This window comes from Paenibacillus sp. FSL R5-0470, assembly GCF_037975205.1.
Lineage (GTDB): Bacteria > Bacillota > Bacilli > Paenibacillales > Paenibacillaceae > Paenibacillus_AQ.
Window position 1 is genome coordinate 6,044,520 of the sequence record NZ_CP150238.1, and the last position, 24,742, is coordinate 6,069,261.

The window sequence follows — 24,742 nt, forward strand, 5'->3', positions numbered from 1 at the left end:
ATTATACAAGTCTTTAGACCACCGGAAAAGAGGCCAAGTTCTCATAAATTTCTCAAAAAATATTATTCTAAACCTCGTAAAGTGGGTAAAAAATTACGACTACTTTGAAAAAGCGAGGATACTATGAAAAAAATGATAGGTGTCACATTGCTTGCAGCAAGCCTTATGGGTATAACAGCGTCACAGCCTGCTGAAGCTAAAACGGCAGCAGTTAGTTATACCGCTCAGGTATACGCGAACTCTTTAAATGTACGCAGTGAGCCGGCAAAGAATGCAACTGTTGTAGGATCTATTAAGAACGGAGCAAAAGTAACTGTGACCGATGAACAACACGGGTGGTTGAAGGTTAAGACGGGGAACACCTCTGGCTGGGTAGCCGGCTATTACCTTAAAAAGGTGAACAATAGCTCCAAGCAATCTGGCGCTTCTGGATCATCGGTAGCTTCCAAACCCAGCACTACTTCTTCCACCTCAACCAGCACCTTGAGTAGTACCACAAAGGTTACAGTTACGGCAGATTCACTACGCGTACGAAGCGGTCCAGGCACACAATATAAGGTACTCGGTTCTTTAAAAGCTAAGGATACAGCTATCCTCCTCCTTCGTCAGAACGATTGGGCACGAATTCGAACAGCTAGCGGTGACATCGGTTGGGTCGCAGCACAATACATCCGATCTGGAACCACGCCAAGAAGCACAAGCACTACAAGCAGCATTTCGCACACAGGAAATTTACGAGGAAAATTAATCGTCGTAGATCCCGGTCATGGCGGCAGTGATCCGGGAATGCTCGGCACTACATATAACACCATGGAGAAGGATTTGAATCTGCAAACTGCAATTTATCTCCGCGATGCCCTTTTAGCTAAAGGTGCACGGGTTGAGATGACACGTACCCGGGAGGATCAGAAGCCTACGCTCGCACGGCGTGTTCAGATGAGTGAGGACCTGCGTGCAAATGCATTTGTAAGCATTCATTATAATTCCTCTCCGAAAAAAGTATCTGGGACACTAACCTTCTTTTACTCCGAATCCGATGATCTAAAGCTGGCACGGGCGATTGAAACCCGGCTGGGACAAGGCATCGGTCTAAAGAGCAATGGGCTATCCTTTGGTGATTATCACATCCTAAGGGAGAATCGAACTCCAGCTACCTTAGTTGAACTCGGATTTCTTACCAACCCTACAGATGAGTCAATTGTCCGTAAATCCTCCTATCAGAAAAAAGCAGCCAAGGCTATCGCCGAAGGATTGGCAGACTACTTCAGAAACTAGACAGACCTATAAGTAATAAGAAGCAGGCTAGGAAATTCCCTAGCCTGCTTTAGTTTATATTTCATATTTAGCCTTCTATTAATCCCTTTTTGATCAGGAAATTACGAGCTACATCCTCTTCCTTGAGCGCATCCACATCAACTTCTGCGTTCAATTGCTGCATTTCTTCGTCACTGATTTGTCCGTTCAATTGATTTAAGACGCCTTTCAATTCAGGGTATTTATCTAACGTTTCCTGACGAATAATCGGTCCTGCATCATAAGGTGGGAAGAATTCCTTATCATCCTGCAGAATCACCAGATCATGTACTTTAATTTGTGCATCCGTCGCGTATGCATTGGTTACATCTGTTTCCCCATCGTCAATCGAACGGTACATGATACCATGGTCCATTCCTTTGCTCTGCTTGAAATCCATTCCGTAGAGTTTTTGGATACCGGGGTATCCGTCCTCACGATCCAAGAACTCGAACTCTACGCCAAGAACCATATTTCCAGATACTTTGGCCAAATCGCTGAAAGTCTTTAGATTGTACTTCTCAGCCGTTTCACGACTAACAGCTAAAGTATAGGTATTATTTATGCCGAATGGATCCAGAAAGGCCAGTCCATCTTTTTCAAGCAGTTCTCTGGTTTTTGCCAACGATTCCTCAGAGTTTCCCGTCTCCTCTTGATAGTAATTGGCTACAATGGTTCCGGTGTAATCCGGATATAGCTGGATATTATTATTCTCAAGCGCACTCCAAGCTACATTAGAGCCTCCCAAGTTCATCTGACGCTTCACTTTAATATCTGTTTTATCTTCTATCAAATCTGCCATCATATGAGCGAGTAGAACATTCTCCGTGAAGTTTTTGGAGCCAATCGTGATTTCTCCACTGTTACCCGCAGCAGCGTTATTATCCCCGCCACCACACCCAGCAAGTAACGTCCCCATTAATACTGTAGTTAGAACGCCTGTCATCAATTTTGGAATTTTCATATATAATCTCCCCTTTTATATTCTTTCAAGACTAGAGTTTTAGTTATACTTTCAATCCCTTTGGAGTCGTTAATCTTTCAAGCAATCCGAGTAGATAATCCAGCACGAGTGCAAGAATCGCGGCCGGAATAGCGCCAAGTAAGGTTAGAGCTTCGATGTTCCGTTGAATACCTAAGAAAATAAATTCACCCAATCCGCCAGCACCGATAAAGGCTGCCAGTGTTGCTGTCCCGACATTTATAACTGCAGCAGTACGGATCCCCGCCATAATTACACTTAAAGCTAAAGGGAGTTGAACCCTGAATAGAATTTGCCAGCTCTTCATTCCCATTCCCCGGGCCGCTTCCACTATAGACGGATCCACATCAGTAATTCCCGTGTAGGTGTTGCGGATGATTGGCAGCAGTGAATACAGAAACAAAGCTACAACTGCCGTCTTCATCCCTATGCCAAATAGAGGAATCATAAATCCGAGCATCGCCAGACTAGGTATTGTCTGAAGAATCCCCGCAGCACCAAGCGTAATCCCTTTCAGTGGTTTAACCCGTGTAATCATGATTCCAAGCGCAATGCCAACAATAATTGCAAATAACATGGACAAGAGCACAAGTTGCATATGCACTCCCATAGAATGAACCAAATCATCCCTACGTAAATCTAATTGATATATGAGTTGTTGCCATAACGATTGATCTCTCATACAGACACTTCCTCCTCTTTCGCGCCTCCCCATTGTGCTGCAAACGCCGTCAGAAGACTACCTCTTGTAACAATCCCGGCAATGTTCCCCTCAGCGGTTACAATCGGAATAATGCCGTATGGAGCTTCCGTAATCAATGATAATGCGTCTCTTGCTGTTGCTGTATCCTGCAGCACCACCCCAGGTGGTGTCATAATTTCCTCGATAGTAAGGCTTTGTTCCATTTTGGCGGTAACATCATAAGCGGAGACTATGCCAAGCAGCTTACCTTTCTCGTTTCCAACCAGTAATGTATCCATTTTGCGTTGACGCATAAAGGTAAGAGCTTTACCCAGCGTGCGCCCGGGAAGAGATGTAGATGGATTGTCGCGCATAACTTCTGTTACGGGGATATACTCAGGGTTTTGGTAAATACGGTTTTTGCCGATAAATGATTCTACGAAATCATTAGCAGGCCGGCTGAGCAGCTCATAAGGTGTATCTAGTTGAACGATTTCACCATCTTTAAGAATAGCGATTTTATCTCCAAGCTTCAGTGCTTCATCCATATCATGTGTTACAAATACTATTGTCTTCTTCACTTCTTGTTGCATGCGCAGCAGTTCATCCTGCAGCTGCTCACGGGTAATAGGGTCCAAAGCACCAAACGGTTCATCCATCAATATAATCTCGGGATCAGCAGCCAATGCACGGGCTACACCTACACGCTGCTGCTGCCCACCTGATAATTGTTTCGGATAACGTTTGGCAAATATGGCCGGATCAAGTCCGACTAGGCGGAGCATTTCGAGCACCCGTTCTTTTTTCTTCTTCACATCCCAGCCCTTTAGGTCGGGAATCAAGCCTACATTATCTTCTATGGTGTAGTGCGGGAACAAACCAGCTTGTTGAATAACATAACCGATGTTCTTGCGGAGGGTTACGGGGTTCTCCTTGGTGATATCTTTGCCGTGGATATAAATATGGCCTGAAGTATGCGGAACAAGACGATTTATCATTTTCATCGTTGTTGTCTTTCCGCAACCGCTCGGACCGATCAATACTAGTATTTCACCAGCTTCAATTTCAAAGCTAATATTCTTAACTGCTTCATAACCATTCGGGTATTTCTTACCTACTTTTTCAAATTTCAGCATAGGGTCTCTCCTTCTTATTTCTATCGTCAGATCATCTCACCGGGCGACTCTGTAAGTTAAACTATAACAAACAACTCCCAAACTGACAACCTACATTATTATAATAAGTTGTTTGTAAATAAATGTAATATTGTAATTATAAAAAAAGCTATCCAGTGATAAACCCCGCTGGATAGCCTTTTTTTTGATCTATTATTATAAATGATTCTCTGCATTTTTATTAATAAATTGCTCTGTTCTTTGGTACATTTTCTCATCACCAACTGCTACAAGTACATCATTTTCTCTGAGTATGACATGTGGACCTGGGGAGATTGTTACGTTCGCACCCCGGCGAAGCGCTATAATCGTAGCACCTGTATTCTGCCAAAATTGTAATGCTCCAATGGTTTTGCCAACCACATGTGATTCCTCATGGATTGTAATTTCTTCCGGGTGGTACGGCTTTAAATTCTTCATCCGGTCTGATGCCTCGATAATTCCAGTTAGTACCCTCTCGAACTTGCCGTCGAGCTTCTTCTTTTCAAGCAACAATTGCTCTAGATCCTGTTTCAACGAATAAGCTGATTTCAGATAGTTATTCCTGGTAATATACTCATACGCCTTTTGATCAGAGATGACAATAATCTCTTTTCCTTGCGAAACAAACACTATATTCTCATCCTTCAATAATCCCATAGCCTTACGAATCGTTTCTGGAGAAACATGATATTGCCCTGCCAATAGAGAACGCCCGGATAGCTTACTCTGTACGGGAAATTCCCCGCTTACAATTCTTTGTGCAATATCAAGGGCTATAGACTTATAACCGGATATTTCTTGCATGGACATTGTCGATCTCCTTACTCTGGCGTGAATTATAAACATGCTCAAGTATACCTTTTTTCACTCACCAAATAAAGATGTCCTGCCTTATCCAAATATTTGATATACCAAAAATAAATTTAACGATACAACAAGACCAGAGATAAGCCAGCCGAGAGCAGCTGTCATCTTACGATTCACTAACCCGCCCATAATCTGACGATTGCTTGTAAACATAACCAGTGGTACCAGAGCAAAGGCAATCCCAAAGGACAAGATCACCTGGCTGATAACGAGTGCTTTCGTTGGATTTACACCAAAACCAATGATAGCCAAAGGTGGAATAATCGTAATCGCACGGCGTAAGTACAGGTTAATTCTTTTGTTGATGAAGCCTTGCATTACCACATCGCCAGCCATAGTTCCTACAGAAGAGCTCGATAGTCCTGCGATGAGTAGTCCTAAGCCAAAGGAGATGGCCGTTACGGGTCCAGCTAAGTGACTAAATTGCTGAAACGCAACATCCAAATCCTCAACCACGATACCATTTTTAAAAAATAATGCGGCTGAGACAATAACCATCGCCAGATTCACTGCCCCTGCAATAATCATCGCAATAATAATATCTATGAATTCCAGTTTAAAGATTTGTTTCTTCTCCGCTTCATTTACTCCGACAATACGGTTCTGTGTAAGTGATGAATGTAGATAAATGGCATGTGGCATCACGGTTGCGCCTAGAATCCCTGCTGCCAAGAGAATACTGTCTACCCCTTCAAACTTAGGTGTAAACATGCCTACAGCAACAGCTCCCATATCTGGCTTAGCTACAATCACTTGAAAAGCAAAGGCTAATACAACTATAAGGATCATTGCAGCAATTCCTGCCTCAAGGGAACGGTAACCCCGGCGCTGAAGCTCTAGAATAGCAAATGAACCGACCGCAGTAATGAGTGCTGCCGGCAGCATGGGAATATCAAATAATAAATAAAGCCCCAATGCTGCCCCGATAAACTCCGCCAGATCCGTAGCTATAATCACCAGTTCACTTTGAATCCATAAGAAGATCGATACACTCTTCGGAAAACGATCATGAGCGATCTCCGGCAGATTCTTTCCTGTAGCAATACCAAGCTTGGCAGATAACGCCTGAATAAGAACGGCCATTAAATTCGAGGCTACAATCACCCATAATAAAAGATAGCCGTATTTTGAACCTGCCGTAATGTTGGTGGCAAAATTACCCGGATCCAGATAAGCAACCGCAGCGATAAACGCTGGACCTAAGAAAGGAAGTAATCTTTTAATTCCTTTGGTCTCCCCATTAAGTACGGCTTGCGCCGAAATGGAGTTTTTATGTTGTCTCATATGCGGTTGTTCTATATGTGGTTTTTCTATTAAAGTTTGTTCCAACATGTCCATTCCTCCTCTTGCCCAAAAAAAGTTGTCTATATACACGAAAGTTTCCTCTGTGCAACTTATATTTAAAGTATATGCTCATTTCTGAAAAATGTAAATATGTTTCATTAGAAATTTTCATATGCTTGTCCACCTACGACCAAGAACAAAAAAAGCTGGACGATGATCAGAAATTACCCGATCTTCGCCCAGCTTAAGCCAATTACTCCGAAAAGCTTATAGTGTAAGACTTTGAATATCTCTTCTCATTTGTTCATTCTGCATTTTCAGCTCATTCAATTCTTTCTGAAGCTCCTGATAATCAGGCGACGCTTGCTTTCTCGACCCATGCCCGTGCCCGTGTCCATGTTTCCCACCCAGTCCGAACATCATAAATAACATCATCAAAGGACAGATCAATGTGATTAACCAAGACCAATTCATAACATTACCTCCTACAATTTCATTATGACCTCTATATCATAAAGAAAAGTTGTGGAGAAAGGATGTGCTGTGAATTACGAATTTTTCTTCCATGTATCCTTCAGCGGCACAATTCGGTTCAGTACCAGCTTATCTGCTGTGGTATATTTCTTATCCACACAGAAGAATCCATGCCGGATGAATTGAAATTTATCTTCTGGAAGTGCACTCGCCATGGAAGGCTCCAACAAACAATCCTTCAGAATGGTTAGGGAATCTGGATTAAGATACGCGTCCCAGCGCTCATCCTCTTCTTTAGGACCGTCGTTATTTTTTAGCAACCGCTCATATAGATGAACTTCCGCCTTGGTCGCGTGCTCTGCCGATACCCAGTGGATAGTCGCTTTAACCTTCCGTTCATTAAATCCACTTCCACTCTTCGTTCTCGGATCATAGGTGCAGCGAAGCTCTATAACTTCTCCAGTTGCTTCGTCCTTGAGCACCTCATTGCACTTAATGAAGTAGGCGCCCTTTAACCTAACCTCATTCCCTATAGTCAGTCTGTGATAACCTTTGGGTGGCTCCTCCATAAAATCCTCTTGTTCAATATAAAGCGTCCGTGAAAAAGGAACTTCCCTTTCCCCTAGCGTCTTATCCTCACTGTTATTCTCAATCTTCAGCCATTCGCTTTGATTCTCAGGGTAGTTAGTAATAACCACCTTTAGAGGCTTTAGAACAGCCATCACGCTAGTTGCCTTCGCCTTCAAATCTTGTCTAAGCGAATATTCTAACATGGCAATATCTACAATGGTGCTATTTCTAACAAAACCAATTTCCTTCACAAAATTCCGAATACTCTCCGGCGTAAAACCTCTTCTCCGCAGTCCGCGAAGCGTTGGAAGTCTTGGATCATCCCAGCCATCCACATAATGTCCTGTAACCAGTTGTCTAATATACCGTTTGCTAGTAACGACGCCGGTGATATTTACGCGTCCGAACTCCCTTTGCTTTGGAGCCTCAGGGGTATCCAGTTCATTCAGTACCCACTCATACAGTGGTCGATGATCCTTAAACTCAATAGAACATAGGGAATGCGTAATCCCTTCGATCGCATCTTGTATAGGATGGGCAAAATCATACATCGGATAGATGAACCAATCGTTGCCTGTTCTATAATGCTCTGCATGAATGATTCTGTAAATCACTGGATCACGCAAGTTGATATTAGGTGAGCTCATATCTATTTTAGCCCGTAATACTCTGGCTCCCGTCGGATAGGCTCCATTCCTCATCTCCGTGAATAACTTCAAATTCTCTTCCACAGAACGCTCCCGATAAGGGCTGTTCTTTCCCGGCTCCGTAAGCGTTCCTCTATAAGCTGACACCTCTTCAGGTGATAAATCGCAGACGTAGGCTTTTCCTTTTTGGATTAACTTTACCGCGCTATTATATATTTTTTCCGAATAGTCTGATCCGTAGAAAGTATGGTCTGGCGGGTAGCCCATCCATAACATATCTTCGCAAATAGCATTTACATACTCCAGATCCTCTTTTAAAGGATTGGTGTCATCGAACCGCAAATGGAACTTCCCGCCATACTTTTTCGCAGTCGTATAGTTCGTGTGAATAGCATACGCACTGCCAATATGCAAATACCCATTAGGCTCCGGTGGGAATCTCGTGCAAATATCTCTACTGTAAGTTCCAGCTTCCAGCTCTTCTTGAATCAATCTGTCGATGTAACTCTCTGCTAATACTTCCGGTTCCTTGTTCATTGGTATTACCTCCTGTTTATAAGTGATATCCGCCTGATTATTCTGCACAAGCATAAACGCCTTCGGCGTCCTATAAGGACGGTAAGTGTTTAAGCGAGAAATATAAGGATAAAGTATAGTGTGAAACTTATACTTTCTTATATTTAAATAAAAAAGAACCTCACCTCCAAGACTTATGGTCTTGGGGACGAAATTCTCGCGGTACCACCCCAGGTTCATTAATATGTCGCCATATTAATCTCATCAAGTACGGCAATGCATCTTACGCATTGGTTATACTCTAGCTCTATAACAGGAGCTCCCGTCATACCATCCCCGTCGATCGGTTCCGATATGCCGCTCAGAGGCTTGTTTCAATAATATCGCCCATACCCTGTTCTCATCATCCAGGGCTCTCTGTGAAGGAATGATTTTATTTACTCTTCTCGTCATCGCGTTTAATTATTTTGTATAGGATACCAAATTGATGGTCCTGTGTAAATGGTGCTGTACTTCTGTCTTCTTACAATTTAATCCTCGCTCAGAGCCGTTATCAGTTCCAACACTACTTCATTATCAGGCTCTACAGCCAAAGCTCTACGCGCGTAATCCAGTGCAGCCCCTTCAGCTCCAAGCTCATAATTACAAATCGCCATACTATAAAGCACCGAGGCTAATGGTTCTTCCGAATTGGCATGCATAGACCGTTCTAAGTAGGCTAACGCCTCCTCGAACTTATCCATTTCATACAGCAGTAACCCAGCATCCAGTGATAGGTCATAGCTCTGTTCCATCGGATAGTAACCTGTCCACATTAATCGTATTCCCTGCTGAAGATCCAGCATTTCTTCATCACTGGCATCCGGCAGCAGCTCCGAAATCTGTTCAGCACTATGGATAAACCATTCTGCATCATACCCACCTAAGCGCCAAAAAGCCAAAATCTGCTGGAGACCCATTGTATCTAATTGCTGATCCATCCATTCCTTCATACTGAAGAAATCATCCGGGCCAAAACGCTCTATAAACCGCTTGTAACCTAACCGAGTGTTCGTATAGCTCATCGGCGCGTCCAGCATAAGAATGCATCCGATATTCAAGTTTTTGTAATGATGAGTGGTAAATAAGGAGTGTGCTCCTTTTTGCTCCAACATATACTGAATTGCATGATAATTCGCCGTTAAGGAGAAGCTACCGTGATGAATCAGTAAAGGTGGTTCCGCAAATTCCCAATTCTCTATTCGGTGATCTCCCTTATCCGCTGTAAGGAGTACGAACCCTTCTATAGACAACTTAGCTAGCCGCTCCAAACAAGTAAGCCCCACAACAGGAAACAGAATATGGGAATCCTCCAGCTTCTGCTGATAGAGCTTTATAACATCGTGATAGGGGTAGGTTTCTACTTCGTAATTAGCCGCTCGAACATAATGATACTGTGGGATGATTGTACCGAGTACATCAGAGGGGTTGTCAGATCCTGCAGACTCTGAATACTGAATCGACACCTCACATTCAAATATTTTACCTTCATCCACATAAATTAATTCCTGCGGGATACTGTCAAAAAAATAATTCGCCACAAGCAGCAGCGGCTGCTGTAAATCACCAGGTTTGATGCTGAGCTTAGCCTGTACTAAATACAGTTCAGTATCCTGTACAGCATCAAATCGTGCGAAATCCAGTATACCCTGCTCTACGAATGGAAGTAAGCTTGGGTGCTGCTGCCAGCTGGTTATATTTTTAACGGGTAAATCACTCATCACATAACGAAAAGGAGGAAGTGGAGTCCCCGCATAATCTATGATTTCGCATAGCTTCTTAAGGATATGGAACGCTAACCGACCCGCTCCCGCTCCCAATTCCAGTATAGTGACTGTCTCAGAGAGATGTCCTTGTCCAGCCCGATCTTGCAGGAATCCGAAGATCATTTCCGCATATGCTGTCGCAATCATAGGATTACTCGTAATATACTGCGGAACCTGATCATTATTCCAAGCCTTTAATCCCTGTTCTTCATAATAAGCCCGCTGCAACTCCCAAATGGGTGCTTCACTGAATCGATAGTGCTGCCCTTCGTTACCTGTCATCTATTTCTTAACCTGCTCTCTGTATATCTTGTTAGAACACCTATGATACTTATTCCGCTCTCAATGTACGTGATCTGAAAATGACGTATTCAGCCTCTGTAGGAATGGAAACGGAAAATGATAATAATGCCGCCTTGGAGGTTAAAGAGTCAGGTCCTTTTAACGTTTGGTAGTAAGAGTTCCCTTTACTGTCCACACTCACCAGCTCCAGTTCCGCATTCCCTTTAGGGATAACAAAACCAGAGGTATTTTGCACGCCTAAGGTTAGTCTGTATTCTTTCCCAGATTGAGTCTGTGTTAGCTTAAATGGATATAAAGGATATGGATGTGCTGTTGTTTCCACTGGGTAAGGGGCAAGCGCTCGATCCGCCTCAGGCTTTGCCCATTCCTCCCCTTTTCTGGCGCCAATGCCAAGGGTCAATTTATTCACGTTATTGAACTGAGTTTCCCAGCGAAATGTCTTTAACCCCTCTAGAATAGGGGATGCTGGAACAAACAGGATTCCGTCCTTGATCTCTGGGGCGATCCCTAACGAATCTTCTGTCTCCCCATTAAATTCTGCCTCTAGCTGCCCTGCTTTAATCTTCCCTACAGAGCGATCCAGTAGTGAAATCGTAACGCTGTTCGTTAATGCGTCATAGAGCAAATCTGCACCAATCGCACTCGAGAAAGCCCGAATCGGCACCATTAATTTACCTGATTTAAAATAAGGAGCGAGTTTACCTGGAAAAAGGACGTAATACCCCCCATATGACAGTGGCATTACCTGAGTCCCTAACTGAACAGCCGCCGACACCGATGTAGGTGTAACCGCGGAACCCGCGGCGAACATAATTACCAACAGACCTATGACATAAGCTCTTATTCTCCCTAATCGTTGTAAGGACTCCTTAATGTGATTCATCTCAAACCCCTCTCCCTCTCTACTCCGTCTAAAACAAAGCCTCTATTAGTAATAATCAATGATCCCCTTGCGCATGTCAACTTGTTCCACTTTTGTTATTCATCATATAAGACAGGATTCCGCATATATTTTCATTGAGTTATTTAGAATCATGAAAGGAGTGCGATGGATGACTGCAGATGGACAGGATTCGCCAAGAAAGACAAATATCCCTCAGCCCATTCGAAGCGATGGCGCAGGGGGATTAGATAAAGGACCACGTGATATAATGCGGGATTTGGAGAATCCCGACATGTTTGTCCCTCCCGTGACCGATGCCGGTCTCGTCCCCAATTTAAAATTCTCTTTCTCCGATGCACATATGCAGCTTAATCATGGTGGCTGGTCGAGAGAGGTGACGGTCAGAGACCTCCCCATTGCCACGACACTAGCTGGCGTCAACATGAGCCTAACCCCCGGTGGAGTACGTGAACTCCATTGGCATCAGCAAGCGGAATGGTCTTATATGCTGCTAGGTCGAGCTCGAATTACTGCCGTAGATCAAAATGGTCGAAACTTCATAGCAGATGTGGGGCCAGGTGATCTATGGTATTTTCCGCCAGGTATTCCCCACTCTATACAAGGTCTTGAAGAAGGCTGTGAGTTTCTGCTTGTATTCGACGATGGAAGTTTCTCTGATCTAAACACCTTGTCCATTTCCGATTGGTTTGCCCATACTCCTAAAGAAGTTCTTTCGGCTAACTTTGGGGTGCCTGCCGCTGCATTTGACTCTATTCCCACCGAACAGGTCTATATTTATCAGGATCAGGTTCCGGGTTCATTGCAAAGTCAAAAGGTAGAATCTCCATACGGAGAGATCCCACAAACCTTTAAACATTCTTTATTGGCTCAACCTCCGCTGAAGACTCCGGGCGGGAGCGTCAGAATTGTCGATTCCAGTAACTTTCCAATCTCCAAAACCGTCGCTGCTGCATTGGTAGAAATTGAACCCGGAGGAATGCGGGAACTGCACTGGCATCCAAATAACGATGAATGGCAGTATTATCTTGCCGGAAAAGGACGCATGACCGTATTCGCTGGAAATGGTGTAGCACGTACCTTCAATTACAGAGCAGGCGATGTAGGATATGTTCCTTTTGCGTTTGGACATTATATTCAGAATACAGGCGATGACTCCTTATGGTTCCTTGAAATGTTCAAAAGCGATCGTTTTGCCGACGTTTCTCTGAATCAATGGATGGCTCTCACTCCCCATGAATTGGTTCAAAGTAACCTGAACGTTGGACCAGAGGTTATGAACGCCTTAAGGAAAGTGAAATGGCCCGTTGTGAAATATCCTAAGCCAAGCAAAAACGCCTCCGGCGTTCCTAAAGGACGGTAAGCGTTTTTGCGAGAAATATAAGGATAAGGTATAGTGTGAAACTTATACTTTCTTATATTTTTAAAAGAATAGGATGCTTCACCTGGTAACTATTCGCCGGTCTCCGCAAATCGTTTGATTCTTTCCTCAATCTGGTCACGCACACGCTGGAACACTGCCCACTTCTCTTCATCGGTCCCTTGCGCTTTTGCCGGATCATCGAAGCCCCAGTGTTCCCGTTTGACCTTCGGAGGCGTCATTGGACATTTATCCGCAGCGTCCCCACATAACGTAATGACTAAATCAGCATTATTCAGCAGATTAGAATCAATCATATCCGAGGTCTGTCCAGAGATATCTATGCCTACTTCGCTCATAGCTTGTACAGCTTTTGGATTTAGACCATGGGCTTCAATTCCAGCGCTGTACACGTTCCATTCTCCCCCTAAATATTGCTTCGCCCAGCCCTCAGCCATCTGACTCCGGCAAGAGTTTCCTGTACATAAAAAATAAATCGTTTTCTTGTCCATCTGATCTTCCCCTTTTCAAATTAAGTAATCAACAACCACAGATAAAGACCTAAAAGTGTAATAAACAACGTTGGGATAGTTAATATAATGCCCGTTTTAAAATACGTTCCCCAGGATATCTTCACACCTTTAGCCGAAAGCACATGGAGCCACAGCAGCGTTGCTAGTGAGCCAATCGGGGTGATTTTAGGCCCTAAGTCTGAACCTATAACATTCGCATATATTAATGCCTCTTTTATAACTCCGGTTGTATGCGTTGCATCAATTGCGAGTGCGTCAATCATTACAGTAGGCAGATTATTCATCAATGATGAGATCAATGCAGCAATGAACCCCATACCCATAGTTGCAGCGAATAGACCCTGATCAGCAATCATTCCTATCGCCTTAGCGAGTAGATCAGTTAGACCCGCATTCCGAAGTCCATATACCACGACATACATTCCAATGGAGAAGAACACAATCGCCCAAGGTGCTCCTGTAAGCACTTGTTTCACCTTGACGGAAGGGCTTCTTCTCGCGAGGAGCATGAACAAAATTGCAATGATTCCCACAACCACTGATACCGGAATCTTCAAGAATCCACTAACGAAATACCCTATTAAAAGAATAGCCAGTACAATCCATGATAGACGGAACATCTTCTTATCTTTAATAGCCTCTTGCGGATCTTTTAGTTCGGAATCATTAAATCGCTTCGGAATACTTTTGCGAAAAAAGAAATAAAGCACCACGATACTCGCTATCAATGAGAATAGCGTAGGTACAATCATTTTCCCCGCATACTCCATAAAGGTAATTCCAAAAAAGTCAGCCGATACGATATTCACAAGATTGCTAACCACAAGCGGCAATGAGGTGGTGTCCGCAATAAAGCCGCTAGCAATAATGAATGGAAATACTTTTTTCTCATCAAAATTCAGCGCTCTTACCATAGCAAGTACAATAGGGGTAAGTATTAGCGCCGCTCCATCATTTGCAAAAAAGGCAGAAACCAACGCACCAAGAACGATGACATAGACAAACATTCGTGTTCCGTTCCCCCGTGCTGCTCGCGCCATATGTAACGCTGCCCATTCAAAAAATCCAATACTGTCTAAAATTAAGGAAATTAAGATGATTGCAACAAACGCCAACGTCGCATTCCACACCATTTGTGTTACATCCAGAACATCATTAAAGCTAACTACCCCAGCTAGTAAAGCAATGATCGCTCCGCCGCAGGCTGACCATCCAATCGATAAATTTCGAGGCTGCCAGATTACAAAAATTAAAGTTACCATAAAAATAAGTATGGCTAGCATGACCACTTTCTCAACACTCCTATAATCTACGAATAAATCCTAATAAATCCTATATCACCATATAACTATATAGTTATATACACTTTAAAAAAACTACAACTATATTTTAGTCGCAGCACGGTGCTTTAACTTCTTTATTCAAACTAGCCAATATCTCGGCTGAGCTGGGCATTTGTTGAAGAACAGCCTTAAGATGTGGTTTATCCTCGACATTTAATGAATAATGCACCCACTGCCCTCGTTTGCTTTCTTTCACGATCCCTCGATTCTTCAATTTCCGTAAATGCTGACTAATCGCCGGCTGGGATATATCAAAAATATCAAGGAATTCACACACGCACCATTCCCGTTCTTTCAAAAGTGAAAGCATGGCCAGTCGCGTCTTATCTCCTAAGAGCTTCAAATCATCTGCAATATCCGTCAGTGACTGCATCCCTACTTCTCCTCCTTCCAACACTTATATAAGCGAATACTTATATTTTAATGAACTAGACATTTAGAAGCAAGACTTTATTTTAGCGCACTTCCTTATCCCTTTCTTGCTCCAATACACTAAACACTAAAGAATCTCGCCAGCCATCTTTTATGAGTAAAGCATCTCTTAATCTGCCTTCATAGGTCATGCCAATCTTGGTGAGCACCTTGGATGATCCACTATTTCGAGGGTCACAGGTCGCGTATATTCGATGTAGATGCAGTTCTTCAAAACCAAACTTCAACATTAGTCCGGCTGCTGCTGTAGCGACTCCCTGTCCCCAGACATCAGGATGGACAATATAGCCGATTTCACCGCTTCTGTCCGTATGGCTTCTAATATTTAATTCAACCATGCCGATCAAATTTTCAGTTCCTACTGCAACTATGGCTTGCGCGAACCGAGTTCTGGGAACTTTTTGAGAGTCATCTAGTGCCTGGCTCACAAATGAACGAGTTTGATCAGCAGTATTTGGACCCCAGGCTTGAAAACGGCACACACGATCCTGTGAACAATACGAATGAACAGCTTTCCAGTCCGTATGCTTCAATTCGCGTAAATAGATAGGATTTAGATCTTGCATCATCATCCCCCTCAAAGTTTGCCTTTAGATTTAGCCCATTAACTATTCATGTGGTTTAGGTTCTAGGAATCGTTACAACAAACTGGGTTCCTTCTCCAACTTTACTCTCCACATCAATATTACAATCATGTATTTTCAGAATCTTCATTACAATGGAAAGTCCAAGTCCATTCCCTTTAAGAGCGCTGCTACGCGCTTTCTCCACCATATAAAATCGATCAAAAATAAGCGGAAGTGCTTCCTCAGGAATGCCTTTACCAGAATCTTTGATATATACCTTCACAAATTGCGCGTTCATCTCAATTTCAACATGAATGGTACCGTCTTGCCCCGTATATTTTATAGCATTATTTATTAAGTTCTGCCAGACCTGATCAAATAAATCTTTATCCACCGTGATCTCGCAAGGCAATAAATCCAATTCAATCATAATATCTTTCCGTGCCCACTGTGGTTCCGCTAATACGATTGTTCTTCTTAATTGTTCGTCTAATTGGAATGTGGTGGGATTAACCGGATGATGTTCCGAATCGAGTGAGGCTAATCGGAGCAGATTATCACTAAGCCTAGATAGGCGTAAGGTTTCCTCATAGATAATATCCAGATGCTCTTTTTGCTCTTCTAATGGAATGACACCGTCTTGCAGCGCTCTTGTAAATCCTCTAATCGATGTAAGTGGTGACTGCATTTCATGAGAAACATTGCTGACAAAATCATCACGAACTGAGTCCATTTTCTGCAGCTCACTTGCCATACGATTAAAGCTCTCCATCAGTTCACCAAATTCATCTTTATTACGATAAGTCAATCGGACAGATAAATTACCTGACGCCATTTCCTTCGCTGCAACAGTTAGCTTCTTAATAGGCTTCACAATATACCTGGACATGAACAAGATAAGCAAGCTTCCGATGATTAGTACAGCTAATAGTGTAAACAGAAGCGTAATTCTCAAGCCTCTTACAGTCGATGAAAAATCAATCTTAATAATGAAAGCACCTTTTCCATCATCTATCTTAGGAACCCCTACGATAGCAAGTCCACCCCTACCCGTTAGAAAGACCGCATCGGTTGTGTTGGAATTGAATAAGATAGCAACTTTCTCCTTGTCTAAAGAAAAAACAGATTCACTTGGCTCATTAACAACAGCTATATCTATACCAAATCGATTAAGCAGATCTGCAAATGCGTTTACTTTTTCCGGATCATCTATTAAATTTGTCACCTTTGCTATATCTTTAGCAATATTAATAAACATATGGTTTGGTGTATTATTTTTTTCTGAAAACTGCATAAAAAGAAAAAAGGAAATAATTAAACTGACTAAAACAATACCAATGAACGTAACGACGATTCGAAGACGCAGGCTTTTCCTCACCATCTAGGCTAGCTCCAGACGATAACCAAGTCCTCTTACTGTAGAAATGATGAACTGAGGGATGGGTTCAAGACGTTCTCTCAAGCGTTTGATATGCACATCAACCGTCCGCTCATCGCCTTCATAATCCATTCCCCATATATTCTCTATTAGCTGAGTGCGGGTGAATATTTGCCTTGGCGAACCCGCCAAAGCAAATAGCAATTCACATTCCTTCTTTTTCAATTCAACCATTTGATCGGCATTAGCGACTGTTAAATTCCCTAGATCAATCGTCACTCCCCCTAATTGAATAACATTCGAAGGGGTTACATGATATCTCTTTAATAAAGATTTCACACGCAGTACCAATTCAATGGGATCAAACGGCTTTACTAAATAATCGTCTGACCCCGCATTAAATCCTCTGACTTTATCCTTAGACTCTCCTTTGGCTGTAACCATTAGGATCGGCATATCAATATAAGATCGAATATCTTCTGTCAGTTCAATACCATCGATATGAGGCATCATCACATCCACAATCGCTAAATCTATTTTTGTATGCGCTAGAATGTCTAATGCTATTTGACCATCTTCCGCTTCCACTACGGAAAACTGATCTTTTTCAAGATATAATCGTATTAATTTGCGAATATGGGAATCATCATCAACCACTAGAATTGTGCTCATACATCAATTTCCTTTCCAACATTGTATTTATTCGTATCGCAGAGATTCCATTGGATCGAGCTTGGCAGCCTTCGATGAAGGCATCAAACCAGCGACAATACTAATCCCTGTACTTACAACTAATCCGAATACGATATAAGATCCAGATAAGTTAATAAGCTTTACGCCAAAAGCATTTTCCAAAAGTATATTTAAACCAAAGCTAATGATAGCTGCAAAGATTATTGCGAAGACACCACTAAATATACCCAATAATGCGGATTCGGAAAAGAATATTCGCTTGATATCTTTCTTTCTTGCTCCAATCGCACGAAGGATCCCAATTTCTTTCGTCCGTTCCACTACACTAATGTAAAGTACAACCAATATCATAATCCCTGATACGATGAGCGAAATCCCTGCAATACCAGATAGAACGATCGTAGCCATATCCACATAAGTCGTGATACGCTCCATGATTGATGCCGTTTGAGAGCCCGAGAAACCCGCATCAACAGCCGCTTTATTAATATCATTCACATATTTCATATCCGTTGCAAAAGCATTAACCTGAATCGGGCCAATGGTAATCCCTTTATCAGTATACATTTGCTCCAGTGTCTGTGTTGGAATATATCCTGTTGGTGACATTTGCGCTCTTGGATCAGTGGCTTCATAAACACCAGAGACCGTGATTTCTTTTTCCAACGTTATCGGTTTATGTTGAGCATCCATTTCATTAATATACAGATGAATAGACTTCCCTACCATAGCATTCGGTTGGTCATTTCCACTTAATTGACTCGCTATTTTCGTTGGTAATAATACTTCATTTTCCTTCGGTAAAGCCCCTGCTTTAATCGTCGCTTTATCAAACGTATCGTTTAAGGTGGTTAATTGTGTAAGACTACTCGTTTGTTCCCCAAAAACCGTGGTAGATTTGCCTGTAATGGTTGTTATGGTCTCTACATGATCTACATTTGGAAGGTTACGAATCGTCTCAACATCGGCCTTTGTAAACGTAACGCCGGGTAACATCATCGCTTCTGGGCCCTTCATGTCTTTGGCTTCTGGATTTGGCTTAGTGATATCTACCAGCAAAGGGTCCATACTTGAATTAATTTCATTATTAATATAGCTAGTGATCCCATTTCCTAAGGAAAGCATCAAGAGTACACTTAAAATACCTATTGATCCACCCAAAGCTACCAATACATTACGTTTGGCATTAAGCTTCATATTTTGAAGGGCCATTTTGAAAGAAGCCATTAAGCTGAGATTTCTGGCCGAACCATCTCCCCCATCGTAGGTAGCCATGGAACGTTCCTTCAAATGAATATCGTCTTTCACCAATCCCTCTTCAAGCTTAACGATACGGCTACCGTAATCAGCTACTTTTTGCGAGTGGGTCACGGTAATGACCAAGATTCCTCTTTTCGCTATGCTGTCCAACAAAACTAAGATTTGATCACCTGTATCTTTATCCAGCGCACCCGTAGGTTCATCTGCCAAAATAATGTCTGGATTATTCGACAATGCACGTGCAATGGATACCCGTTGCTTCTGTCCACCGGACAGTTGATTCGGACGTTTTTTCAGATGATCCTTTAATCCTACCTCAGTCAAAATCTCTATAGCACGCTTATTACGTTCTTTCTCGCTTGTATTCGTCATTTGCATCGCAACCGTAACATTTTCCAAGACTGATAAGTGTGGAATCAGATTGAAGTTTTGAAATACGAAGCCGATGTTATTCTTACGATAATCATCCATTTCCTTTTCGGTCATCTTGCTTAGGTTCTTCCCGCGAACAAGGACATCGCCCTCATAATCAGAGTCCATTCCACCAATAATATTCATTAGTGTGGACTTACCGCAACCAGACTCACCGAGTATGGAGACAAATTCACCTGTCTCAAAGCTTAAATTCACATCATGGAGTACTGGAACCTTTTCCTTACCATACAAAGTATACGATTTTTTAACATTCTTAACCTCTAATATGTTCATTCCGATCTCTTCCTCTCCTGGGTCACGCTCTTTTTCTCTGCCTTTGATGTTTCCAATCCTAACAAATTTGTGTGAACTGATAATGAACTGGAATACCTCCTCATCTTGAGACAATACATTTAAGGAGGAAGTGGTAACTACGGGGAACTTTTGGACTTCCGGCCGCTGTTGTCTCCAAATTTCCTGAATTGTACCGCTGTTAGCGGATGAAATTCGGAGACAAAGGCGGTCGCTACCGCTCCTACAGTTCCAAATTGCCCCTTCGTAACTCTCCTCCGTTTATTTTTAGGTCAAGTCATAGAAAAAGGCGAATTCTCACTCAGCATGGAGTCGAATTCGCCTTTTTCTGTTAGGCACATTTTATAAAGATTTAGTGAGTCATATAATAGGCAATTCGCCCAACTTCTTTACCTGTGTAATAGACGATATCAAAGATTAGCACTGCTAAGATAAATTTCGAGAGCAACGGATACTTGTTAAATAAAGGCTTAATACTCTTCTCTATGAACTCCATTTATGTTCCCCTTTCTTTAAGCTAGCGCTCTTTTTCGTATCAATCTAATTTGGCCTCTGTGATTAATTTCATCTTCGAATACATGAAACCACATGAAATAGTAGTTCGCCTGTTTGTTATGCCAGAATTCCTCTTCTGTATATAACCAGTCATCATCAACGGTTGCGAACAATGCATACGTTCTTTCTCTTACTTCATTTAAACGGTCTAAATAATAGTTAAGATCATTCCCTTTAATCATCGCTCGCCCTTCGTCTCCTAAGCTTAACGCTGGCCCCCATATTGTTAATTCTTCCTCAGACAAATCTCTTCCCTCAAACGTTGCCACTTGATACGCATATTCTACCGCAGCGTAGTGTGATAATAACGCTCCAATGGAGTTGCTCTCTGAGTCCAATAAATAGTCTAGTTGTTCCACTGTTAGACCTGCAACGGCTTGTAGTGTTGTGTGTCTGGCATAGTTCATCATGGATAAAAGACGACTAATTTCCGGCGTATAACCTGGGATATCCGTAATTAGATATATTTGTTCCATATCGATCATTATGAGATCTCTCCTTCATATCTTCGAATTTGTAAATTTACAAGACTATGTATTTGTCCAGCTCAAAATTGCTCCGTTCTAACAAGTCCCAGCCGTTTTCCCTCTACGATAGCTTCTGATCTCGAATGTACACTCAGCTTCTCGAAGATTCTCGTCAGATTATACTCCACTGTCCTTTGTGACATTAAGAGCTTGCTGGCTATGTCTTTGTTACTTTTTCCACTGGCAACTTCCTGGAGTATTTCTTGTTCCTTTTGATTAATAGATACTTCTTCAATGAGCTGATTATCCCGGTTATTGGATATCTTGATATCACTTCTGCGCAGCTGCTTTAGCAAAGAAACTGGAATGACAGCCTCATTTCTTAGTGCGCAACGAATGGTATTTAACAGCTGTTCTCTGGAAGCTGTCTTAGAGATAAATCCTGTAACCCCTGACTCCATCAACAGGTTATAATGCGCACTGATTTCATATCCGGTATAAATCACCACTTTAGATTCGGGATCACGCTGAACGGCTCTTTTGGTGAATTCGAGTCCGCTAATTGTAGGCATATTAAGATCGCATAATATCACATCAAATCCTTGCTGCTCCAGCATATCGAAAGCTTCCATCGCTGACAAAACAAAGGTTACCTCCATATCAGCATCCTGCTCAATCATATTCTTGGTTCCTTCTCCAACTGAAGGATGATCATCAACCAACAAGATACGTATCATCGTCATCGCCTCCTCTATTTTTCTTCTCCACAAAAGTCGTTGTCGGTAAATAAATAATAACCTCCAACCCTTTACCCTTCTCCGAGTTAAACGTACATTTTCCTTCTAAACTCGCTACACGTTCTTTGATGCCAGACAAGCCCATATGCTGATATGATGATCCCCACAAAATGAATGATAAGAAAGCAAAAACTGCAAAGTAGCCCTGATATGAAAAAATAACGGGTTTCACTCTCATTTGAATCTCCCGGAAGAACAAAATTATACATATTTGTAATTCGAGCCATGTATTCTCTACCATTTTAAATGATTTCAATAGGGAATAATATACTTTTATGCATGATATTCCTTCATCTATAAACAACGCGTGCCCCCCATCACCTCCTTGTCTGGCATAAAATTCAAACTACCTTCTCATACTATGGGGAGAATATGGAGGTGAATGTCATGCCAAAAAATAACGCCAGTCCCAAAGGTGAACCAGGCAAACATCAACCAAGTAAGAAAAACAATGCACAGAATAACAATAACTTTAATGAAGCGGCTCAGATGGTAAACATTGATAAAGCTGCCGATTATGTTCCCAGCTTAAATGGTGTTTCCAAAACCGACGTCTAAACCGCACTGCTAAACAAAAAAAACACTCCTCAGAATATTCTGAAGGAGTGTTTCATTTCAAAGATTATATGCGATACGTTAAGCCTACTACACCGTTGCTGTAAGTTTTTGAGTCCACAAGATGAAGTGGGACTTGATTCGTGATCTCGTCAAAAAGACGCATTCCAGAGCCAATGACTACGGGACAGATATTAAGCCTAAGCTCATCTAACAATCCATTTTGTAATAGGGATCTGACTAATCTCGGACTACCAGGGATCTGAATGTTCTTTCCAGGCCGTTGCTTTAGCTTCATTATCTCCTCGAAGAGCTTGCCCTTGATCAGGCTCGCAGGTTGCCATTCGAGCATGTCCTCCGTAATCGTACTGGAGACCAGATATTTGTCAGAATGGTTCAGGAATCTTGCCATGGGTAGATTGTCACTCTGATGCTGCCAGAACTGGGCTAACATCTTGTAAGTACGTGGTCCAAGCAGTACAGTATCCGCCTGTGCAACACCGGCAGCAATCGTCTCATTCATTTCATTGCTCCCCCACTTCTTAGGTGAGGCTTCAAGTGAGTCTACCACTCCATCCAGCGATATGAATAAACCTGCCACAATCTTTCTAGATGAATTTTCTGCATCTTGTTCATGATGATCTACAGGCACACTCATCGCTCCTTGTACCAGAAATGAATACATAACATTCGATCCGCAATATGAGGACATGCTTGATTATTTCAAGTTTTCTAACTCGACGGTCACTTTTTCAATCAGATTCACGAAGGAGGCCAGTTCTTGAGAGCCCTTCACCTGATCTCTAGAATACATGGAATTGTGTTCCGATTCTTTTTTCACCTTGGACAGTGTGGAGTTGATATTATTCAGCTTCTCATCAATCGTTCCTATTGAATCTTTTGAGCGACGAGCTAACTTGCGTACTTCATTCGCGACGACTTCAAAGCCTCTACCGTACTCCCCTGCTCTTGCCGCTTCAATGGCTGCGTTTAAGCCCAAAAGATGCGTATGATCAGCAACCTCCCTAATCATTGTACCCACTTGATGAATAGACTCTACCTCTTTGTCAAGATATAACACAGTTTGATGTGTTTTCTCTTGATAATCAGCATTCTTACTAGCTAATTCCTCGATGGATTCACTGCTATCTTTCAGTTGAACCATTAAGGATACTAATTCTTGAACCGCAGAACTAACACCTGTAAGCAAGTGGTTTTGCTTTTCTAATAAATTTTCTATTTTTGCTTTTTCATCGACTTCGTAGGCTTCCAGAACCAACTGTGAATCCAGATTAAACATCTTGGTTAATGCATGAATGACGGGTTTCCAATCAGTCGGTAATATCCGTTCAAAATAAGCTGTAGCGAGATCCAAATATAATATGTAAGTGCCCAAATACCAATTTGTTGTCAGACCAATACGCGAGTGAATTTTACCTATAAGCAGTCGTCTTTCAATAAATGCTTCATCAATCACACCCGATGCCATGGATAAAAAATACCACTGCTGCGTTTCCTTCAATCGATCAAGCGTACTGTGCTGTTCAATGATGTGGAGGAGCTCAGGTTCCTCTATCATCTGCTTATACAATTCATCTACAAGGGAGCTTACGATTTGCTTGAATTCTTTTTCCTTACTTTTCAATACATTTAAATCAGCCTCAGTAATCCCAATATAGCTAACTTGCTGTTGTCGCTCTGAACTAAGATTGATCATAATTTGGTCAACTTCCCTCTCATTCTGTTTATATAATGATCATCGCATCTTCCATGCCATCCCCTATGGCATCTATTTATCTTGATAATAAAGGTATTATTTTTATAAATTTTAACACTTTATTTACTTAAATAGTTTATTAATTTTACAAACTTTGCATTTCGTAGCATTATTCTTAGATCACACTAAAAAGAGGAGCTCCTATAAAGGAAGCCCCTCTTAAAATTAAAACCTTATCCTACACAGCAACAACTTGTTGCAGCAATTCTATCGTCACCCGGTCAATGAACTTTCTGAATTTCTCTTTCCCTTTGGCGTTGGCCTTATAGTAGTTAATCAATGACAGAATCACTGGAATAAGTTGATCTTCACTTAGCCCTGATCTAAGGGATTGAGCGATTGAAGTCTTAAGCCCTTTTGGTTCTCCACCCACAAAAATCTCATAGGTATTACGCATTTTCACAACGCTAATGTCTTTCAACAGAGGCTCGCTGGTTCCGAGTGCACAGCCCGCATAACCAATCTTCAGTGGCATAGGTGTTTCAATCCCTGCGATAGACTGATTTAATTTCTGTGCAACTGCCAGACCTGCTTCCTCAGCCCCTTTACAAAAATTACAAGCAATCAGGCTTTTCGTGACAAAACCCGCTGGATATACTTCCAAGCCCGTACGCTCAAGTTGTTCCACAATCTCTTCACGATGTTCCAGAGGTACCTCCAAATATAGCTGTTTAAAAGATGTCATTTCAATTCTTGCATTTGTCCCTACAATAGCTCCAATTGTAGCAAGCTGCTCTGGTGTGAACAGGCTTCCTCCCACTTGAATTGGAGGCGCAACTGCGATTTTCGTTATCTCTCCCATATCCTTATCTCCGTCTC

Annotated in this window: 26 protein-coding genes and 1 other annotated feature; of the genes, 3 read left to right on the forward strand and 23 right to left on the reverse strand. The window is 42.2% G+C overall.

Going from position 1 to position 24,742, the window contains the following annotated elements:
• The first annotated feature begins 123 nt into the window (after nucleotides 1-123).
• Nucleotides 124-1,275 (forward strand): N-acetylmuramoyl-L-alanine amidase, encoded by a 1,152-nt coding sequence (locus MKY99_RS26725; protein WP_339267271.1) that lies wholly within the window; start codon nucleotides 124-126, stop codon nucleotides 1,273-1,275.
• A gap of 67 nt (nucleotides 1,276-1,342) precedes the next feature.
• Here MKY99_RS26725 and MKY99_RS26730 read toward each other — a convergent pair whose 3' ends face one another.
• The 9 genes from MKY99_RS26730 to MKY99_RS26770 form a co-directional block, all read right to left on the reverse strand.
• Nucleotides 1,343-2,257, reverse strand: a complete 915-nt coding sequence (locus MKY99_RS26730; RefSeq protein ID WP_339267273.1) for a glycine betaine ABC transporter substrate-binding protein — start codon at nucleotides 2,255-2,257, stop codon at nucleotides 1,343-1,345.
• A 43-nt stretch (nucleotides 2,258-2,300) separates the two neighbouring features.
• Nucleotides 2,301-2,957: an ABC transporter permease gene (locus tag MKY99_RS26735; protein ID WP_339267275.1), complete on the reverse strand. Its 657-nt coding sequence runs from the start codon at nucleotides 2,955-2,957 to the stop codon at nucleotides 2,301-2,303.
• A complete protein-coding gene (locus MKY99_RS26740; RefSeq protein ID WP_339267277.1) occupies nucleotides 2,954-4,093 on the reverse strand; it encodes an ABC transporter ATP-binding protein in 1,140 nt (379 codons plus the stop codon). Before MKY99_RS26740 ends, MKY99_RS26735 begins: the two co-directional genes overlap by 4 nt.
• Before the next feature lie 195 nt (nucleotides 4,094-4,288).
• On the reverse strand, nucleotides 4,289-4,924 hold the full coding sequence (locus MKY99_RS26745; RefSeq protein WP_231573348.1) for a TrkA C-terminal domain-containing protein: 636 nt from the start codon (nucleotides 4,922-4,924) through the stop codon (nucleotides 4,289-4,291).
• An 81-nt stretch (nucleotides 4,925-5,005) separates the two neighbouring features.
• Nucleotides 5,006-6,265 (reverse strand): Nramp family divalent metal transporter, encoded by a 1,260-nt coding sequence (locus tag MKY99_RS26750; protein ID WP_042194556.1) that lies wholly within the window; start codon nucleotides 6,263-6,265, stop codon nucleotides 5,006-5,008.
• A 267-nt stretch (nucleotides 6,266-6,532) separates the two neighbouring features.
• Nucleotides 6,533-6,739, reverse strand: coding sequence for a DUF2933 domain-containing protein (locus MKY99_RS26755; protein ID WP_339267279.1), 207 nt, complete (start codon nucleotides 6,737-6,739; stop codon nucleotides 6,533-6,535).
• A 74-nt stretch (nucleotides 6,740-6,813) separates the two neighbouring features.
• Nucleotides 6,814-8,493, reverse strand: coding sequence for a glutamine--tRNA ligase/YqeY domain fusion protein (locus MKY99_RS26760; RefSeq protein ID WP_339267281.1), 1,680 nt, complete (start codon nucleotides 8,491-8,493; stop codon nucleotides 6,814-6,816).
• Nucleotides 8,494-8,673: 180 nt separating this feature from the next.
• Nucleotides 8,674-8,934, reverse strand: a binding site (T-box leader).
• 68 nt (nucleotides 8,935-9,002) lie between these two features.
• Entirely contained in the window at nucleotides 9,003-10,559 is a 1,557-nt protein-coding gene (locus MKY99_RS26765) for a tetratricopeptide repeat protein (RefSeq protein ID WP_339267283.1), read from the reverse strand.
• A 49-nt stretch (nucleotides 10,560-10,608) separates the two neighbouring features.
• Nucleotides 10,609-11,463: a copper amine oxidase N-terminal domain-containing protein gene (locus tag MKY99_RS26770; RefSeq protein WP_339267285.1), complete on the reverse strand. Its 855-nt coding sequence runs from the start codon at nucleotides 11,461-11,463 to the stop codon at nucleotides 10,609-10,611.
• A gap of 169 nt (nucleotides 11,464-11,632) precedes the next feature.
• Here MKY99_RS26770 and MKY99_RS26775 point away from each other — a divergent pair, with 169 nt between their 5' ends.
• The gene (locus MKY99_RS26775; protein WP_339267287.1) at nucleotides 11,633-12,844 is read left to right on the forward strand and encodes an oxalate decarboxylase family bicupin; all 1,212 of its coding nucleotides are present in this window, start codon (nucleotides 11,633-11,635) and stop codon (nucleotides 12,842-12,844) included.
• A gap of 89 nt (nucleotides 12,845-12,933) precedes the next feature.
• Here the strand turns inward: MKY99_RS26775 and arsC are convergent, their stop codons facing one another.
• From arsC to MKY99_RS26830, 11 genes are all read right to left on the reverse strand, one after another.
• The gene (arsC, locus tag MKY99_RS26780) at nucleotides 12,934-13,353 is read right to left on the reverse strand and encodes an arsenate reductase (thioredoxin) (protein WP_339267289.1); all 420 of its coding nucleotides are present in this window, start codon (nucleotides 13,351-13,353) and stop codon (nucleotides 12,934-12,936) included.
• Between the two features lie 20 nt (nucleotides 13,354-13,373).
• Nucleotides 13,374-14,663, reverse strand: a complete 1,290-nt coding sequence (locus tag MKY99_RS26785; RefSeq protein WP_339267290.1) for an arsenic transporter — start codon at nucleotides 14,661-14,663, stop codon at nucleotides 13,374-13,376.
• A 100-nt stretch (nucleotides 14,664-14,763) separates the two neighbouring features.
• Entirely contained in the window at nucleotides 14,764-15,090 is a 327-nt protein-coding gene (locus MKY99_RS26790) for a metalloregulator ArsR/SmtB family transcription factor (RefSeq protein ID WP_339267292.1), read from the reverse strand.
• An 82-nt stretch (nucleotides 15,091-15,172) separates the two neighbouring features.
• Entirely contained in the window at nucleotides 15,173-15,721 is a 549-nt protein-coding gene (locus tag MKY99_RS26795) for a GNAT family protein (protein ID WP_339267294.1), read from the reverse strand.
• A 49-nt stretch (nucleotides 15,722-15,770) separates the two neighbouring features.
• Nucleotides 15,771-17,096: a HAMP domain-containing sensor histidine kinase gene (locus tag MKY99_RS26800; RefSeq protein ID WP_339267296.1), complete on the reverse strand. Its 1,326-nt coding sequence runs from the start codon at nucleotides 17,094-17,096 to the stop codon at nucleotides 15,771-15,773.
• A complete protein-coding gene (locus tag MKY99_RS26805; protein WP_042191977.1) occupies nucleotides 17,097-17,765 on the reverse strand; it encodes a response regulator transcription factor in 669 nt (222 codons plus the stop codon).
• Between the two features lie 27 nt (nucleotides 17,766-17,792).
• A complete protein-coding gene (locus MKY99_RS26810; RefSeq protein WP_339267298.1) occupies nucleotides 17,793-19,754 on the reverse strand; it encodes an ATP-binding cassette domain-containing protein in 1,962 nt (653 codons plus the stop codon).
• 370 nt (nucleotides 19,755-20,124) lie between these two features.
• The gene (locus tag MKY99_RS26815; protein ID WP_179085821.1) at nucleotides 20,125-20,268 is read right to left on the reverse strand and encodes a hypothetical protein; all 144 of its coding nucleotides are present in this window, start codon (nucleotides 20,266-20,268) and stop codon (nucleotides 20,125-20,127) included.
• A 16-nt stretch (nucleotides 20,269-20,284) separates the two neighbouring features.
• Nucleotides 20,285-20,812, reverse strand: coding sequence for a DinB family protein (locus tag MKY99_RS26820; RefSeq protein ID WP_339267301.1), 528 nt, complete (start codon nucleotides 20,810-20,812; stop codon nucleotides 20,285-20,287).
• Nucleotides 20,813-20,874: 62 nt separating this feature from the next.
• Nucleotides 20,875-21,531 (reverse strand): response regulator transcription factor, encoded by a 657-nt coding sequence (locus tag MKY99_RS26825; RefSeq protein WP_076300947.1) that lies wholly within the window; start codon nucleotides 21,529-21,531, stop codon nucleotides 20,875-20,877.
• Entirely contained in the window at nucleotides 21,509-21,769 is a 261-nt protein-coding gene (locus MKY99_RS26830; protein ID WP_143759589.1) for a hypothetical protein, read from the reverse strand. The genes MKY99_RS26825 and MKY99_RS26830 overlap by 23 nt, the downstream gene beginning before the upstream one ends.
• Nucleotides 21,770-21,978: 209 nt before the next feature.
• Between MKY99_RS26830 and MKY99_RS26835 the strand changes: the two genes are divergently transcribed.
• A complete protein-coding gene (locus MKY99_RS26835) occupies nucleotides 21,979-22,149 on the forward strand; it encodes a hypothetical protein (protein WP_156113190.1) in 171 nt (56 codons plus the stop codon).
• A gap of 64 nt (nucleotides 22,150-22,213) precedes the next feature.
• Here MKY99_RS26835 and MKY99_RS26840 read toward each other — a convergent pair whose 3' ends face one another.
• The 3 genes from MKY99_RS26840 to MKY99_RS26850 form a co-directional block, all read right to left on the reverse strand.
• Complete coding sequence (locus MKY99_RS26840) at nucleotides 22,214-22,831, reverse strand: dihydrofolate reductase family protein (RefSeq protein WP_339267304.1); 618 nt, start codon at nucleotides 22,829-22,831, stop codon at nucleotides 22,214-22,216.
• Between the two features lie 33 nt (nucleotides 22,832-22,864).
• Nucleotides 22,865-23,863, reverse strand: coding sequence for a globin-coupled sensor protein (locus tag MKY99_RS26845; protein ID WP_042192005.1), 999 nt, complete (start codon nucleotides 23,861-23,863; stop codon nucleotides 22,865-22,867).
• Between the two features lie 238 nt (nucleotides 23,864-24,101).
• Nucleotides 24,102-24,725, reverse strand: a complete 624-nt coding sequence (locus MKY99_RS26850; protein WP_339267305.1) for a nitrite reductase — start codon at nucleotides 24,723-24,725, stop codon at nucleotides 24,102-24,104.
• Nucleotides 24,726-24,742: the final 17 nt, after the last annotated feature.